This window comes from Herpetosiphonaceae bacterium, assembly GCA_036374795.1.
Classification (GTDB): Bacteria; Chloroflexota; Chloroflexia; order Chloroflexales; family Kallotenuaceae; genus LB3-1.
Window position 1 is genome coordinate 1 of sequence record DASUTC010000089.1, and the last position, 16,234, is coordinate 16,234.

The window sequence follows — 16,234 nt, forward strand, 5'->3', positions numbered from 1 at the left end:
GCTGCGCGGCGAGTTCCGCGAGGGCGATACGATCGTGGTCGATGCCGACGCGGACGGCTATACCTTTACCAAAGGCGTAACCTCCGAGGTTGGCGCGCCCTGAGAGACTGGCCCGGTACGCACAGCGCCGCTCACATCAAATGAGCGGCGCTGTGCGTAGACTGGAAGAATGATTTGGTTGACTATCCTGCGCGAACGGTTCCGTTTGCTGGCCTGGCCCGCCGATGCAGCAGTGTGTCCAGCGCATCCTGAAGCGTCAGCGCGGTAGCAAAGCCGTTTTTGCTCATGCCCAGCGCGACGATCGATTGTGCGATCTCTGGCCGGATGCCGACCAGGATTGTCTGTGCGCCGAGGAGCTTCGCGCCTCCGACCGCGCGCATCACGACGCTGGCGGCGTCCTGGTCGATCGGCGGAACGCCTGTGAGGTCGAGCACCGCCGTATAAGCCTGGTGCTGTTGAATGCCCTCTAAAAAGCGCTGCTCAAAATCCCAGGCCCGCTGCTGGTCGAGCGCGCCGATCAGCGGCATGACGATCACGCCGACGGCGACGGGAATGATCGGCAGCGAGAGAGAGCGGACGGTCGCGGCCAGCGATTGCTGAGATGCCTGCGCCTTTTGCAGCTCCTCGACGGTTTGCAGCAGCTCGTCCTGGCGCTGCCGGAGCGCTCGCTCATTGGCGCGCGATTGGGTGACATCGCGCGTCAGCAGCAAGTGACCTTCGATCTGGCCTCGGTTGTAGATGATCGGGCTGGTTGTAATCGCAATCGAATGGGTGTCTGTCTCCAGAATGGCCTCGGTGCGATCGGCCTTCAGGATCGCGCAGATCGCGGCGGCATCGAAGCCCTGCGCGCCGATCACATCAATGCTGCGCCCTTGGTGTAGGCCAAGGTGCTGCTCGATCGCCCGATTGGTGAAGCCGACGGTCGCGTCCGGCGTAATCACGGCGATACCCTCGACCATGTTCGCCAGCGCCTGATCCATCACGACCTCGGTCGTCTCGAAGATCTTGCGCTGGAACAGGAGGTAGGCCAGAGAGCTAATCAGCACGACCTGATTCACAATGCTGATGAACGGCGCAAGAAACGGATTCGCCCGCATGGTAAACCCGGTGATCGTGGAGAAGATCAGCAGGCCGATCAGCACCAGGATCGCGTGGCGCTCTCTGGGCTGATAGATGAACGTGCGAATCAGGAGCGCCATATGCGGAATCCAGCCGATTGTCGAGATCAGACCCATCGCGAGGCTAAGCGGCCCTGAAACGATCTGAAGGCCGTTTTCACTGCGTTCCACCCCGCCGATCAACAAGCCCGTGCCCAGCAGGTTATTCATCGCGATGAACGCCATGACGAGGATGTACGGCAGCGCGATCCAGCCGATGAGCCGAGGCCGCTGCCACCATTCCGGCGTGTAGAGCGCGGCGAAAAAGAGCAGCAAGCTCAAGGCCAGCAGCGCCAGCAGCATCCAAGAGACGGTCGCGGCTACGACGATAACCTGCGGGTTGGCCGCTTCGCGCCGGAGAGCGCCCGCGAGTGCCAGGAGGATTTGTACCACCGCTGCTGCAATGAAGCATCGCCCCGCTCGCTGCTGACGATAACGCATCCAGACCACCGTCGCCATGATCGTGCTAACCACAAGTGTGGGAACGATGCCGATCATCGCGAGCATAGCGCGCTCCTTATGTCGGGGAGGATCGGAGGATGAAGAGATGGAGGTAGGAAACCGGCACAACATTTATTCGATAGCATGCTGGGGGATATGCCTTTCCATAACAGGAGTTACGCGGTGAGCATTCCGGGCCTGCGGCAGAGCGGTACACCGTCTTTTTTGGGTCTGGTTTCGCGCTGTAAGCGCGAAACCAGACCCATGAACCGGGTCGTCCCATGCTGCCGCAGGCTACCATGTCCCTGGTGAACCAGCGACCGCGTACGTCCTGTCCATAAGTGGACGTGTTGGTTTCGGTATGTGCCAATCCGCGTCGATGGTCCGAGTACAGCCCATCAATACGCTAGTATAGCATCGTTAGGCGATGTGCTTTTATAGATTGTTAACCGTAGAGAACTATTTGGCGCTGCCTCCTTTGGGCCTACATTCTAGGTACAGGATTTGCGCGGAGAGCACAACCAGGCTGCGGCTGTCTCCTGGTCGAAGGACTAGGCTCGGCTTGGCGGTTCTGCCGGGGCAGGATCGTGCCGATCGCGCTACAATAACAGGGGTTGGGGCGGGAGTTTCAAGTTCAATGGTGTTCCCTTGTTCTTTTGTTCCTTTGTTCTCTAAGAAGTATTTCATGTGAGATGCCTATGTTTCATGGTCCTGCGGGAAACTGGTGGTCGCTGGTGCGCTTCGACGAGGAGCGCGACCGGCCCACGATCAGCCGGCAACTGCTGCAACGGGTAGGGAGCTACGCCGCGCCCTACCGCTGGTCGATCATCTGGATGCTGGTTGGCATCTTGCTGACCTCGCTGCTCGACTCGCTTCAGCCGCAACTGCTCAAGATCCTGGTCGACCGCGCGCTGCCGCAGGGTGATCGGCCCGGCGACCTGGGGCTGCTGACCTGGCTCGGCCTGGGCATGGTTGCGCTGCCGCTGGTCAGCGGTCTGATCGGCGTGTGGCAGCGGCGCATCAGCTCGCTGGTGGGCGAGGGCATTATCTACGATCTGCGGCGCGCGCTCTTCGATCATATGCAGCAGATGGGCCTGCGCTTCTTTACGCATACCAAATCGGGCGAGCTGGTTTCGCGGCTCAACAACGATGTGGTCGGGGCGCAGCGCGCGGTGACGACGACGCTGGTCGGCATCATCACGAATGTCGTGCTGGTGGTGATCACGCTGCTGTACATGATCGCGATCAACTGGCAGCTGACGGTGCTCTCAATCGTGATCTTGCCGCTGTTTATTTTGCCGTCACAGCGGATCGGGCGGGTGCTGGGACGGCTGACGCGCGAGCAGATGGAGTACAACGGCAAGATGAACGCGCAGATGGGCGAGACGCTCAACGTGAGCGGCGCGCTGCTGGTCAAGCTCTTTGGCCGCCGCTACGATGAGGTGGCGCGCTTCAGCCAGCACGCGGGCGATGTGCGCGATGTCGGCGTGCGGCAGGCGGTGATCGGGCGCTGGTTCTTCTGGGGCATCGGCCTGGCGAGCGCGCTGGGCGCGGCGCTGGTCTACTGGGTCGGCGGCTACTTCGCGATTCGCGGCGCGCTGACCACGGGCGAGCTTGTGGCGTTTGCGCTGTATCTGACGCGGCTGTACGGCCCCTTGTCGGCGCTGGTCAACGCGCGCGTCGAGTTTGCGACCTCGCTGGTCAGCTTCGAGCGCGTCTTCGAGGTGCTGGACCTGCCGATCGAGATCAAAGAGCAGCCCAACGCGGTCCATCTTGAGGATGTCGAGGGCGCGGTCGAGTTTCAGGGCGTGGCGTTCTCCTACTTCGAGCTGCCCGAATCCGCCGCGACGGCGCTCTCGTCGCGCGATAAGCCGGTGGGCAGCATCGAGCCGGATGGCACGATCAAGCCGATCATGAGCCGTCACTGGGCGCTGGAGGACGTATCGTTCCGGGTCGCGCCGGGGCAGATGGTGGCGCTGGTCGGGCCGAGCGGATCGGGCAAGACGACGATCACCTATCTGCTGCCGCGACTCTACGACGTAACGCGCGGGCGGATTCTGCTCGACGGCCACGATCTACGCGATCTGACGCTCGATACACTGGCGCAGCATATCGGTATGGTGACGCAAGAAACCTATCTCTTCCACGACACGATCGCGGCCAATCTGCGCTATGCCAAGCCCGACGCGACCGATGCCGAGCTGGAGGCGGCGGCACGCGCGGCCAATATCCACCATCTGATCGCGCAGCTAGCGGAGGGCTACCAGACGATCGTCGGCGAGCGCGGCTACCGCATGTCGGGCGGCGAGAAGCAGCGGCTGGCGATTGCGCGGGTGATCCTGAAAAATCCGCGCATCCTGGTGCTCGACGAAGCAACCTCGTCGCTGGATAGCGAGTCCGAGCGCGCGATTCAGGACGCGCTGGTCGAGGTGATGAAAGGCCGCACCACGCTGGTGATCGCGCACCGGCTGTCGACGATTCTTGCCGCCGATCGCATCCTGGTGCTGGAGTACGGCAAGCTGGTCGAGCAGGGCACCCACGCCGAGCTCCTGGCGCAGAGCGGATTGTACGCGCGGCTGTACCAGACGCAGTTCCGCGAGCAGCCGCCGCAGCCGCCAGCCGAAGCCGAGGTACCGGAGCTGACGACGAGCTAGCGCGGGCGGCGCGCAGGCCAGGTATAGCGCGGAGCGCGTGGGAGGGAGCGAAACCCTGCCACGCGCTTTTTGCGTGTCGAGGGCTATAATCAGCCTCCTGTCGCGCGGAAAAGGCGGATAATGAAAGAAGCTGACGATCGTACGAGGATGCGACATGGGCATCCCGCCGCTTGCGGCACAATGCCGAATAAGCTACACTTGGGCGGTTTCCGATAGAGGAGCGGTGTGTGCAAGTGCCATTAAATCCCGCCAATCTGCTGAGCTTCGCACGGCTGGTCGCGACGGTGCCGCTGGTCGTGCTGATCCTGCTGGCGACACATTGGAGTCTCTTTGCCGCTGCGCTGCTGTTCGTAATTATGGCTATCACCGATACGGTCGATGGGCGGCTGGCGCGGCGCTATGGCTGGGTCAGCAACATCGGCATCTTTCTGGACCTGACGGCGGACAAAGTCTATACCGCCGCCACGCTGATCTCGATGGTCGCGGTCGGAATTTTAGCGCCGTGGATCGCGATCGTGATCATTGTGCGCGAGTTTGTGGTGACAGGGCTGCGCTCGTTCGCCGCCGCCGAGGGCATGGTCATTCCTGCCGATAAGTGGGGCAAGCATAAGATGCTGCTGACGATCATCGCGATCGTCTGGATGCTGGTTGCCGCCAGCGCCGGGTTTCCTGAGCGGCCAATCGACAGCCTGCTGCCGCTGTTCGAGCCGAGCGGAGTCTACCAGGCGCTGGAGATCTTTCTCAGGATCGGCTACTGGCTGATGGTCGGCGCGGTGCTGCTGACGATCTATTCGGGCTACGAGTATATGCGCAAAGCCGCGCCGCTCTTCCGCACTTGAACAGATGTGCCAGGGTTTGGTATAATTTTAAGCTAACATAATGGACGAGACACGCGATTACGAGACAATTGCTGCGGCCTTGGAGGAGATCGCGGACGAGGTGCGCCGTTGCACCGCGTGCGAGCTACACAAAGGCCGTACCCGCGCCGTGCCGGGCGAAGGCCCCGTCAACGCCGAGATCATGTTTATCGGCGAGGCTCCCGGTCGCAACGAAGACCTGCAAGGCCGCCCGTTTGTCGGTCAGGCCGGAAAGCTGCTGGAAGAGCTGCTGGCCGAGATTGGCCTGACCCGCGATGATGTCTGGATCGGCAACGTGGTGAAGTGCCGCCCGCCCGGCAATCGCGATCCGCAGCCGGAGGAGATCGCGGCGTGCGCGGGCTACCTTGAGCGTCAGATCGCGCTGTTGCAGCCAAAGCTGATCGCGACGCTGGGCCGCTACTCGATGGAAAAGTTCTTCCCCGGCGCGAAGATTACCAGAGTGCACGGGCAGGCGCGACGCGACGGCAGCCGCGTGCTGATTCCGCTCTTTCACCCGGCGTATGTCCTGCGTAACATGGCGGCGATGCCCGACGCGGTACGCGATATGCGCAAGATCCCCCGGCTGCTGGAACGGTTGGAGCAGGTGCTCGCCGAGGAAGCCGCGTCGAATGCTCCATCATCTGCACCTGATCTACCACCTGCGGAGCCTGAGCAACTATCGCTGTTTTAGCTTGTACAATCCAGGGCGCGGTGTGCCTTCGATCGAGCATACCTGGCGCGAAACTTGCAACAGACAAGGCTATACGTTAGATGAAAACATACCGTTTGAACGCCACGGGTCGCCGGGCCACGCTGCTGCTGATGCTGGGCGCTCTGGCTGTATGGCTCTTTACCCTATGGAAGCTGCCGGATATTCTGAGCACACAGAACGTGACCGTGAGCTACCTGCGTCTGCCGAGTACGCTGGGCGCGGCGATCCGCGATGGGCTGACGGCGAGCCAGGTTGTACCGGCTTTGCTGTTTGGCGTGCTGATCGTCGCAGCGCCGCTGCTGCTCTGGAATCTGCTGGAAGAATGGTCGACGACGTATGTTGTGCGCGACGACGGCCTGCTGTACGATACCGTGCAGGGCATCTCGGTGCTCTATCCCTGGACGGCGATCAAAGGCTTGCGGCAGGTCGATCCCGAATCGAATGCGCCGGTCCACGAGCTGATCGTCGACGATGCGGGCATCTGCCAGATTCGCAGCCGCGTGCTGCGCTGGCTGCACCGGCAGGCGTTTGGCCGCAGCCGGATTCCGATCTACGCGCATGTCGCCGATCGTGACGAGCTGATCGCGGCGATTGTCGCCCGCGCCGGTTTGCAGCTGGCACGTTAAGAACCAAGAACCAAGAACAAAGGGCCTTGAACTCGAAGCTTTGAACTTCTGACCGCTGATCCTTTGATCCTTGACGGTTGAGTCTGGCTCTTTGTTCGTTTGATATGCAGAGCATTGGTAGTCGATGGGCTGCCATCAACCGAATGAGCGAAAGGAGAAAGTAAGAGCCGGCACGGGCCGTGCTCTGCTTCTTATATGCCAAAGAATCGATTACGTGTTATCTCGCTCGGCGGTGCGGGCGAAGTCGGGCGCAACTGCTGGGTGCTGGAGTACGGCGACGACGCGATCGTGCTCGACATGGGCGTGATGTTTCCCGAAAGCGAAATGCTGGGGGTCGACCTGATCATCCCCAATGTCACGTATGTGCAAGAGCGCAACGTCACGATCCACGGCGTGTTTATCTCGCACGGCCACGAAGATCATATCGGCGCGCTGCCCTACCTGCTGCCGCTGATCGGGATGCCGCCGGTGTACGGCACGACGCTCACGCTGGGGCTGATCCAGCCCAAGCTCAAGGAGCACAAGCTGCTCGATAAGGTCGAGCGGCGCACGATCGAGGCGAGCGGCAAGTACACCGTCGGCCCGTTCACGATCGAGCCGTTTCACATCGCGCACTCGATCCCCGACGCGGTCGCATTTGGGATTAGCACGCCAGCGGGTCTGGTCATCTATCTCACGGACTGGAAGTTCGATCACACGCCCGTCGATAACTGGCCGACCGATGTCACCAAGATGGCGGAGCTGGGACGGCGCAATCCGCTGCTGCTGCTGACCGACTGTGTGCGCGCCGAGTCGTCGGGCGTGACGCCCAGCGAGCGGGTGATCGGCGAGGCATTCGACAGCATCTTTGCTATCGCCCAGGGCCGGATCATCGTCGCAACCTTTGCGTCGAATATCTCGCGGGTGCAGCAGGTGATCGACACCGCCGATGCGTATGGCCGCAAGGTCGCGCCCGCCGGTCGGTCGATGGAGAACAACGTGCGGATCGCGCAGGAGCTCGGCTATCTGAAAGTGCCCGATGGCCTGATGATTCGGCCTACTCAGATGTCGGAGTACCGCGACGACGAGCTGGTTGTGGTCTGTACCGGCAGCCAGGGCGAGCCGATGGCGGCGCTGGCGCGCATGGCAAACCGCGACTATCCGCATCTCAAGATCAAAGAGGGCGATACCGTCGTCGTCTCGGCCACGCCGATCCCCGGCAACGAAACGTCGGTCCACAAGGTGATCGACAACCTGTACCGCCTGGGCGCGGAGGTGGTCTACGGCTCCGACTCACGCATCCATGTGTCGGGGCACGCCGCGCAGGAAGAGCTGAAGATGGCGCTGGCGCTGCTGCGGCCTCAGTTCGTCGTGCCATTCCACGGCGATTATCGTCACATGGCGATCTACCGGAAGCTGGCGCTGAGCATGGGCTACACCTCCGAGCGCGTCTTGCTGCCAGAAACCGGCGCGATCATGGAGTTTAGCCAGGATTACGGCGAGATCACCGGCAAGGCGCAGGGCGGCCTGATCTACGTCGACGGCACGACGATCGGCGGGGATGTCACCAACGCGGTGCTCCGCGACCGGCAGATGCTGGCGAAGGACGGCATTCTGATGATCGTCGTCAGCGTAGACAGCGTTACCGGCAAAGTCATCGCCGGGCCGGATGTGGTCAGTCGCGGCTTTACGCATGTCCGCCAGTCGACCGATCTGATCGACAGCACCAAGGAGCGCGTGCGCACGGCGCTGAATGGCTTTGCCGACCATGACGGGCTCAGCGGCACGAGCAGCACCGATTTGAACTATCTCCAGCGCAAGATCAAAGATACGGCCAGCGAGTACCTGTACCAGCAAACGCGCCGTCGTCCGATGATCTTGCCGGTGGTGATGGAGGTTTAAGCGACCCTCTGCCCGTCTCTGCTCCCGCAGCACGTGGGAGCGGAGCGATCACGGAGCGAGGGCCTGAAATGAGCAAGCATGGCCCGAAAGCGAACACAGCCCAAAAAGGCGTCATCGCGCGCCACGAAAAACGCCACGATGCAGCGGAAATCGCCGCGCAGCCGGAGCAGCACGGCCTCGCGTAAAGCTGCGCCCAGGTACAGGCCGTGGTTCTCGCCGCAGCAGCAGCGCGAGATGTTCGCGTTTGCGCTGATGGGCCTGGGCCTTCTGCTGCTGGTGCTGCTGGGCAGCGCGGAGCCGGGCGTCGTCGGCCAGGGCGTCGTCGGCTTTATCCAGGCGGCGTTCGGCAACAGCGGCGTGATCCTGCCGATCCTGTTCATGGTGGTCGGCGCGCTGATCCTGTGGCAGGAGCGCTTCGTCGACGCGCCGATCACCGGCGGCAACATCCTGGGCGTGGTGCTGCTGGCCTTCGTGCTGCTGTCGGCGGTCGAGTGGAACAGCACGCGCACGATCTTCGAGGACGGCCTGGACGCGCCCACGTCGATCGGCGGCGCGATCGACCTGGGGCTGATGATGGGCTTTGGCTTGGCGGGCGCGGGCGTGCTGCTGGCGCTGCTCTTCGTGCTGGGCGTGATGCTGACCTTCAACGTCACGCTGCGGCAGATCTTCGGCAAGCTCCGCGCGGGCGCTCAAGGGCTGTGGCTGCTGCTGTGGGGCGAGCATGTCGAGGTGCTGAATCCCGACCGCGATCTGGAGCCGGAGCCGGTGCCCTTTGCCGAGGAACTGAAGACCAAGCGCGCGCCGCGTCCGCCGCTCAACGGCGGGCAGAAGAATCCAGAGACGGCTCGGCATGCTCCGGCGCAGCTCAGCGATGAAGAGATGCAGCGCCAGATGATCTTCACGCCGATCGCCGCCCGTCCGACGCAGGCCAGCCTTTTCAATCGTCCGGAGAACCAGGCGGCTAAAGCCGAGCCGGTCAGCCCGCAGCGGGTAGCGCTGGCAAACGCCGAGACGCAGCGGATCGACGTGTCGCAGATTACCAATACCGCAATGCCTGCGTCGACCGCGCCGGTCAAGGCACCAGCGGCTTCTGAGCCGTCCAAGGACAAGGATAAGGCTGCGGTGGAGCCGGAGATCGCCGAGATCGACGCCAGCACGCCGCGCCAGATCTGGCCGATGCCCAGCGTGACGATCCTCGACCACTTCAGCGAGAGCGAGGTCGACGACAACGAGAAGCGTGCCAAGGCGCGGATCATCGAGGAGACGCTGGCGTCGTTCAAGATCGAGGCGCAGGTGGTGGGGATGAATCCCGGCCCTGCCGTGACGCAGTACCAGCTCCAGCCAGCGGTCGGCGTTAAGGTCAGCCGCATCACGGGCCTGGAGAAAGATCTCGCGCTGGCGCTGGCCGCGCCGTCGATCCGCATCGAAGCGCCGATCCCCGGCACGTCCTACATCGGCATCGAGATTCCGAACATGGCGATCTCGCTCGTCTCGATGAAAGAGGTGCTCGACACCGACGAGTTCAGCATGCACAAGGCTAGCCTGAAGCTGGCGCTGGGCAAGGATGTGTCGGGCACGCCGGTGATTACCGATCTGACCAGAGCGCCGCATCTGCTGATCGCCGGATCGACCGGATCGGGCAAGTCGATCGCGGTCAACTCGATCGTGTGTACGCTGCTGATGCAGTGTACGCCCGAAGAGCTGAAGTTTATCATGGTCGATCCCAAGATGGTCGAGCTGATCGTCTATAACAACATTCCGCATCTGCTCGCGCCGGTGGTGACGGAGCTTGAGCGCGTGGTCAGCCTGCTCAAGTGGGCGGTGCGCGAGATGGAGCGGCGCTACAAGCTGCTGGCGCAAAAAGGCTTCCGCAATATCGACTCGTACAACAAGGTGGCGAAGAAGGGCGGCGCTGGCCTGGAGCCGCTGCCCTACATCGTGATCATCATCGACGAGCTGGCCGACCTGATGATGATGGCTCCCGACGAGGTCGAGACGCTGGTCTGCCGTCTGGCACAGATGGCTCGCGCGATCGGTATTCATCTGATCCTGGCGACGCAGCGCCCGTCGGTCGATGTGGTCACGGGCCTGATCAAGGCGAACTTCCCGACACGCATGGCGTTCGCGGTGACATCGCAGATCGACTCGCGGGTGATCCTCGATCAGTCGGGCGCGGAGCAACTGCTCGGTCGCGGCGATATGCTCTACCTGGCGTCGGACGCACCCAAGCCGATCCGCGTGCAGGGCACGTACGTCTCGGATCGTGAGATCGAGTCGCTGACGCGCTTCTGGCGGGCCGCGCAGAAGCCTGCCGACGAGACGGGCGCTGCTCCTGGCGGCAAGAAGCCGCTGCCGCTCAAGCCGGTAGCCCGTGAGGGCGATCAGGCCGAGCCAGCGAGCCAGGAGCTGGTGCCGGGCGTCTCGCCGCTGCCCGAATCGCATACCGGACAGTTGAATCCTGCTGAGCAGGACGAGCTGCTGCCGAAGGCGATCCAGCTTGTGCGCCAGCATGAGCGCGCGTCGGCCTCGCTGCTGCAACGGCGGCTGCGGATCGGCTACTCCAAGGCGGCGCAGTTGATCGATCTGCTGGAGCAGCATGGCGTGGTCGGTCCCGCCGAGGGCGGGCGCTCGCGTGAGGTGCTCCACGACGACACAGACGATAGTCCGCTGTAGCTGTGTGGGACAGACGAAAGAAGAAGCGGGACGCAGCACGTCCCGCTTTTTTTGTTGGCTCCTGGTTGTATGCCGAACGCCCCGACACCCGCTCTACGCCCCCATCGTCAGCGCGCGCATAACCGTGGTGCCGCTGGGAATCTCCGTGCCCGGCAGGTCCGCCGCCGTCACTTCGGGATCGATGCGGCAGTGACGCCCGACGACCGTCCCGGCGGGCAGATCGACGCGCGGGCCGATCACGGTCAGCCCCTCGGTGATGTGATCGGGATCGGTGACGTTGGGCCGCACATCATCGCCCGTGCCGACCTGCGCGCCCGCGCCGATCCGCGTATTTTCGTCGATGATGCAGCGATCGACGACCGCATCCGCGCCGATCACCGTGCCCGACATGACGATCGCGTCGCGGACGATCGCGCCCGGCTCGACGTACACGCCCGGCGAGAGCACGCTGTTGATCACCTGCCCGTGGATCACGCAGCCGTTCGAGATCAGGCTGCGCTGGACCTTCGAGCCGGGCAGCAGCTTGACCGGCGGGCGCTCCTCGCTGCGGGTATGAATGACCCAGCGCGGATCGGCGATGTCCAGCGCGGGCTGCTCTTCCAGCAGGTCGAGCTGCGAACGCCAGTAGACCGGCAGGCTGCCGACATCCTGCCAGTAGCCGGTGAAGGACTCGGCGTAGACCGCGTCTTGCTGCACCATGCGCGGGATCAGGTTCAGGCCGATCTCGTGCGACGATGCGGGATCGCGCGCGTCTTCTTCCAGGCGGCGCAGCAGCCTGGCGGTGCTGAAGACGTACACGCCCATCGAGCCGAGCGTGCTGGTGCTCTGGAGCGGCTTCTCGTGGAACGCCACCACCCGATTCTGCTCGTCGGTCGTCACCATGCCGAAGCGATACGTTTCTTCGGGCCGCACGTTGACCACGCCGATCGTCAGGTCCGCGCCGCGCTCGGCGTGTCGTTGCAGCAGCGGACGATAATCCATCGTATAGACCTGATCGCCCGCCAGCACGAGCGTCACGTCGCTGTTGCTCTCGGCCAGCCTGCGCCGGTTCTGGTAGAGCGCGCCCGCCGTGCCCCGGTACACATCCTCGGCGAACTCGTCGCGGAACGGCTGCCAGATGAAGAGGCCGTTGGGCCGCCGCCGATCGAGATCCCACGGACCGCCCAGGCCCAGGTGGTCGATCAGCGGCTGCGGGCGATAGTCGGGCAGCACGGCGACGCGACGCAGCCCGGAGTTGACGCAGTTCGACAGAGCGAAATCAATGATGCGGTACTTCCCGGCGAACGGCAGCGCCGGTTTGGCTCGCTGCGCCGCCAGGATGCTCAACCGACGCTCACGACCGCCCGCCAGGATTAGGGTTAGTACGTTCATTGACACCTCGTTTGCGAGTTCCAAGTTTCAAGTTCCAAGTTGTTCTTTGTTCTCCGTCAGGCCCTTACCCAGCGCTCAGGCGGGCCTTCGCCTTCGCGGTGCAGGCGAGGGGGAGAATTTGCTCACTTGGTTCTCCGTTTGTTCCTTTGTTCTCAGCACAGCTACGCGAGAAAGAGCTGGGGGACACCTCACATCCCCAACCTCCGCTACGCTCGGCCCTACGCCCCGTACGGCACCCAGATATTCTTGATCTGCGTCGCCTGGCGCAGAAAGACCTCGCCCTCGCCCGCCCTCCTGTCGAGCCAGTCGCGGGGCTGGCTGGAAACCCAGGTGCGCTTGAGATTGCTCGTCGATGCCCGCTCGACCATTCCGCAGCCAGCCTGCGGCCCGAAGTACCACATCGCGTCGACGTTGGCGTGCTCGGCCAGCACCTTCGCCAGCGGGTCGCGCGCTCCCGTGACGATGTTGACCACGCCGCCGGGCACGTCGCTGGTGTCGAGCACCTGATACAGATCCGTCGCCGAGAGCGGATGGCGCTCCGACGGGATCAGCACCACGGCGTTGCCCATGCCGATCGCCGGAGCCAGCAGCGAGACGCAGCCCAGCAGCGGATACTCGTCGGGACAGGCGATGCCGATCACGCCGATCGGCTCAGGCATGGCGAGCGTCGCGTTGCGGAAGGGCGTGCGATGGACCGCGCCGTCGTACTTGTCGGCCCAGGCGGCGTACGTAAAGAGCCGCTCGATTGTCCGCTCGACCTCCAGGGCCGCCGACTCGGCGCTGCGCTGCGTCTGCGCGACGATGCGCGCGGCAAACTCATCGGCGCGCGCGCTCAGGTTTTCAGCAATATAGTAGAGAATCTGGGCGCGCAGATGGCCGGTCTGCTCGGCCCACCTGGCGGCGGCGTTGGCCGCCTCGACCGCGTTACGAATATCTTTGCGGTTGCCCTCGCCCACCTCGCCGACGATCCGGCCCTGCGGATCATAGACCGACCGGCTGTAGCCGGAGTCGGGCCGCGCCTGCTTGCCGCCGATATAGTTCTTGGGCGTGCGATCGATCGAGGGAAGCCCGAACGTGTGCCCGTTGCCTGACGCTTCGGGTTCCAAGTTTCGAGTTCCAAGTTCCAAGTTGCCGTTCCCCAGTTCTCGGTTCTCGGTTCTTGGTTCTCGGTGCTCTCCTTGTTCCCTTGTTCCTTTGTTCTTTTGTTCTTTTAACTTCGCGTACTCATACAGCCCCTCTTTGCCGCCCTCGCGCCCGTAGCCGCTCTCGCGGTAGCCGCCGAAGCCCGCAGCGGCGTCGAAGAGATTGGTGCTGTTGATCCAGACCACGCCCGCCTTGATCTTGCCTGCTACGTCGAGCGCCTGGTTGATGTCCTCGCTCCATACGCTGGCCGCCAGGCCGTAGCGCGTGTTATTCGCCAGCGCGACCGCCTCGGCAGGCGTGCGGAAGGTCATCGTCACCAGCACCGGGCCGAAGATCTCCACCTGCGCGATCGTCGCGGCGGGCGCAACATCGGTGAACAGCGTCGGCGGGAAGAAGTAGCCCTCGGTGGGACAGGCCCACGACGGCTGCCAGATCGTCGCGCCCTCGCTCTGGCCCTGCTCGACCAGCCGCCGGATCTTCTCAAGCTGCACGGGCGCGACGATCGCGCCGATGTCGATCGCCTTGTCGGTGGGATCGCCCACCCGCAGCCGCTCCATGCGCGTGCGCAGCTTGTCGATCAGCCGCGACGCGATGCTCTCCTGCACCAGCAGCCGCGATCCGGCGCAGCAGACCTGGCCCTGGTTGAACCAGATCGCGTCGACCACGCCCTCGACCACGCTGTCCAGGTCGGCGTCGTCGAAGACTACGAACGGCGACTTGCCGCCCAGCTCCAGCGAGAGCGCCTTGCCGCTGCCCGCCGTCGCCTCGCGGATGATCCGCCCGACCTCGGTCGAGCCGGTGAAGGCGATCTTGTCGATGCCGGGATGCCTGACGATCATCTCGCCGACCTTGCCGTCGCCAGTGACGATATTGACCACGCCGCGCGGCAGGCCAATCTCGGCGCAGATCTCGGCGAAGGCCAGCGCCGTCAGCGAGGTCCACTCGGCGGGCTTGAGCACCACCGTGTTGCCCATCGCCAGCGCGGGCGCGATCTTCCAGGCCAGCATCAGCAGCGGAAAATTCCAGGGGATGATCTGCCCGACCACACCGATCGGGCCGTACTCCGGCAGCTCGGACTCCATGAGCTGCGCCCAGCCGGCGTGGTAGTAGAAGTGCCGCGCGACCAGCGGGATGTCGATGTCGCGGGTTTCGCGGATCGGCTTGCCGTTGTCGAGCGTCTCCAGCACCGCCAGCCGCCGCGAGTGCTTCTGGACCTGTCGTGCCAGCGCGTACAGGTAGCGCGCCCGGACGTGGCCCGGCGTCTGCGACCAGCTCTCGTAGGCCGTGCGCGCGGCGGCAACCGCAGCGTCGACCTCGGCCTGCGTCGCCTGCGTGACGTGCGCGAGCACCTGACGATTGGCCGGGTTGATGCTCTCGAACGTGCGATCCTCGGCGGCCTCGGTCCACGCGCCGTCGATGTACATGCCGAAGCGTCGGCTGTGCGCGTCGAGCCAGGCGTTGGCGGGCGCGGCGCTCTCCGGTGCGGGGCCGTACTCCATCGTCTCAAATATCTCAGCAATGCTCATACACTTTACATTCCAGAACCAGGAACCGAGAACCAAGAACCGGATCAGGAGATAGGGCGCTTGGCTCCTGGTTCCTGACTCTCGCTAACCCATCGGGTGGCGGAACGAGGCCGAGTACTGGCCGGTGACATGGTGCTCAAGCTGCCGCTCGATGTCGCCCAGCAGCGAGCTTGCGCCGAAGCGGAAGAGCTGCGCGCTGAGCCAGTCATCGCCCAGCTCCTCTTTGATCAGGACCAGCCAGTCGAGCGATTGCTTCGCCGTCTTGATGCCGCCTGCGGGCTTGAAGCCAACCTTATAGCCGGTCTGAACGTAGTAGTCGCGGATCGCGCGGACCATCACCAGGCTGACCGGCAGCGTCGCGTTGGTGCTCTCTTTGCCGGTCGAGGTCTTGATAAAATCGGCTCCGGCCATCATGCAGACCAGGCTAGCCTTCGCGACGTTCCGCAGCGTGCCCAGCTCGCCGGTCGCAAGGATCGTCTTGATGTGCGCATCGCCGCACGCAGCGCGGAACGCCTTGACCTCATCGTACAGCGCCTGCCAGTCGCCGGTCAGCACATGGTGGCGCGAGATCACAATATCGATCTCCCTGGCCCCGGCCTTGACCGACGCCTCGATCTCGCGCAGCTTCAGCTCGAACGGGTTGAGGCCCGCCGGAAAGCCGGTCGAAACGGCGGCGACGGGTATCTTGGTGCCCTCAAGCGCGGCGACGGCGGTCGGGACGAAGGCGTGATAGACGCAGACCGCGCCGACCGTCAGATCGAGCTGCCCGACACCCAGGGCTTCGAGCAGATCGGGGCGGATGGGGTGCCGCGCTTTGGCGCAGAGGCGCTGCACCGTGCCGACCGTGTCGTCGCCGGAGAGCGTCGTCAGATCGATGCAGGTGATCGCGCGCAGCAGCCAGGCGGCCTGCCAATCCTGCTTGACGGTGCGCCTGCCCGGCAGTGTGGCGGTGCGGCGCTCGACGGCGCTGCGGTTGACATGCACCTCCTCGACCCAGCCCAGGTCGAGATCGCAGCCGGGATTGCGGGCAATGTGCGCGGCGGGCTTAAGCGTTTTCACCCGCTCACGTTTACGTTCTTCGATCATCTATCTCTTTCCTTGCGTCAAATGATTCTCTACAGCCACCGGTCCATGCGATCCCACGACGGCACGCGCGATAAACGCCAAACCCCCGCAAACGATGTCGTTCCGGG

At 63.8% G+C, this 16,234-nt stretch carries 10 protein-coding genes; 6 read left to right on the forward strand and 4 right to left on the reverse strand.

What is annotated here, in order from left to right; all coding sequences use genetic code 11:
- Positions 1 to 182: 182 nt before the first annotated feature.
- Positions 183 to 1,664 (reverse strand): STAS domain-containing protein, encoded by a 1,482-nt coding sequence (locus tag VFZ66_06040; GenBank protein ID HEX6288730.1) that lies wholly within the window; start codon positions 1,662 to 1,664, stop codon positions 183 to 185.
- 632 nt (positions 1,665 to 2,296) lie between these two features.
- On the opposite strand from VFZ66_06040, the gene VFZ66_06045 reads away from it, so the two are divergent.
- The 6 genes from VFZ66_06045 to VFZ66_06070 all read left to right on the forward strand — a co-directional run bounded on the left by VFZ66_06045 (position 2,297) and on the right by VFZ66_06070 (position 11,001).
- Positions 2,297 to 4,252 carry an ABC transporter ATP-binding protein gene (locus VFZ66_06045; GenBank protein ID HEX6288731.1) on the forward strand — a complete coding sequence of 652 codons (1,956 nt, stop codon included), beginning with the start codon at positions 2,297 to 2,299 and terminating at the stop codon, positions 4,250 to 4,252.
- Between the two features lie 227 nt (positions 4,253 to 4,479).
- A complete protein-coding gene (gene pgsA / locus VFZ66_06050) occupies positions 4,480 to 5,091 on the forward strand; it encodes a CDP-diacylglycerol--glycerol-3-phosphate 3-phosphatidyltransferase (GenBank protein HEX6288732.1) in 612 nt (203 codons plus the stop codon).
- Positions 5,092 to 5,131: 40 nt separating this feature from the next.
- Positions 5,132 to 5,800 (forward strand): uracil-DNA glycosylase, encoded by a 669-nt coding sequence (locus VFZ66_06055; protein ID HEX6288733.1) that lies wholly within the window; start codon positions 5,132 to 5,134, stop codon positions 5,798 to 5,800.
- A gap of 80 nt (positions 5,801 to 5,880) precedes the next feature.
- The gene (locus tag VFZ66_06060; protein HEX6288734.1) at positions 5,881 to 6,447 is read left to right on the forward strand and encodes a hypothetical protein; all 567 of its coding nucleotides are present in this window, start codon (positions 5,881 to 5,883) and stop codon (positions 6,445 to 6,447) included.
- 195 nt (positions 6,448 to 6,642) lie between these two features.
- A complete protein-coding gene (locus VFZ66_06065) occupies positions 6,643 to 8,328 on the forward strand; it encodes a ribonuclease J (protein HEX6288735.1) in 1,686 nt (561 codons plus the stop codon).
- A gap of 78 nt (positions 8,329 to 8,406) precedes the next feature.
- Positions 8,407 to 11,001, forward strand: a complete 2,595-nt coding sequence (locus VFZ66_06070) for a DNA translocase FtsK (protein ID HEX6288736.1) — start codon at positions 8,407 to 8,409, stop codon at positions 10,999 to 11,001.
- Between the two features lie 93 nt (positions 11,002 to 11,094).
- Here the strand turns inward: VFZ66_06070 and VFZ66_06075 are convergent, their stop codons facing one another.
- The 3 genes from VFZ66_06075 to deoC all read right to left on the reverse strand — a co-directional run bounded on the left by VFZ66_06075 (position 11,095) and on the right by deoC (position 16,127).
- A complete protein-coding gene (locus VFZ66_06075; protein ID HEX6288737.1) occupies positions 11,095 to 12,372 on the reverse strand; it encodes a glucose-1-phosphate adenylyltransferase family protein in 1,278 nt (425 codons plus the stop codon).
- 218 nt (positions 12,373 to 12,590) lie between these two features.
- Positions 12,591 to 15,041, reverse strand: a complete 2,451-nt coding sequence (locus VFZ66_06080) for an aldehyde dehydrogenase family protein (protein HEX6288738.1) — start codon at positions 15,039 to 15,041, stop codon at positions 12,591 to 12,593.
- An 84-nt stretch (positions 15,042 to 15,125) separates the two neighbouring features.
- Positions 15,126 to 16,127, reverse strand: a complete 1,002-nt coding sequence (deoC, locus tag VFZ66_06085; GenBank protein HEX6288739.1) for a deoxyribose-phosphate aldolase — start codon at positions 16,125 to 16,127, stop codon at positions 15,126 to 15,128.
- Positions 16,128 to 16,234 lie beyond the last annotated feature (107 nt).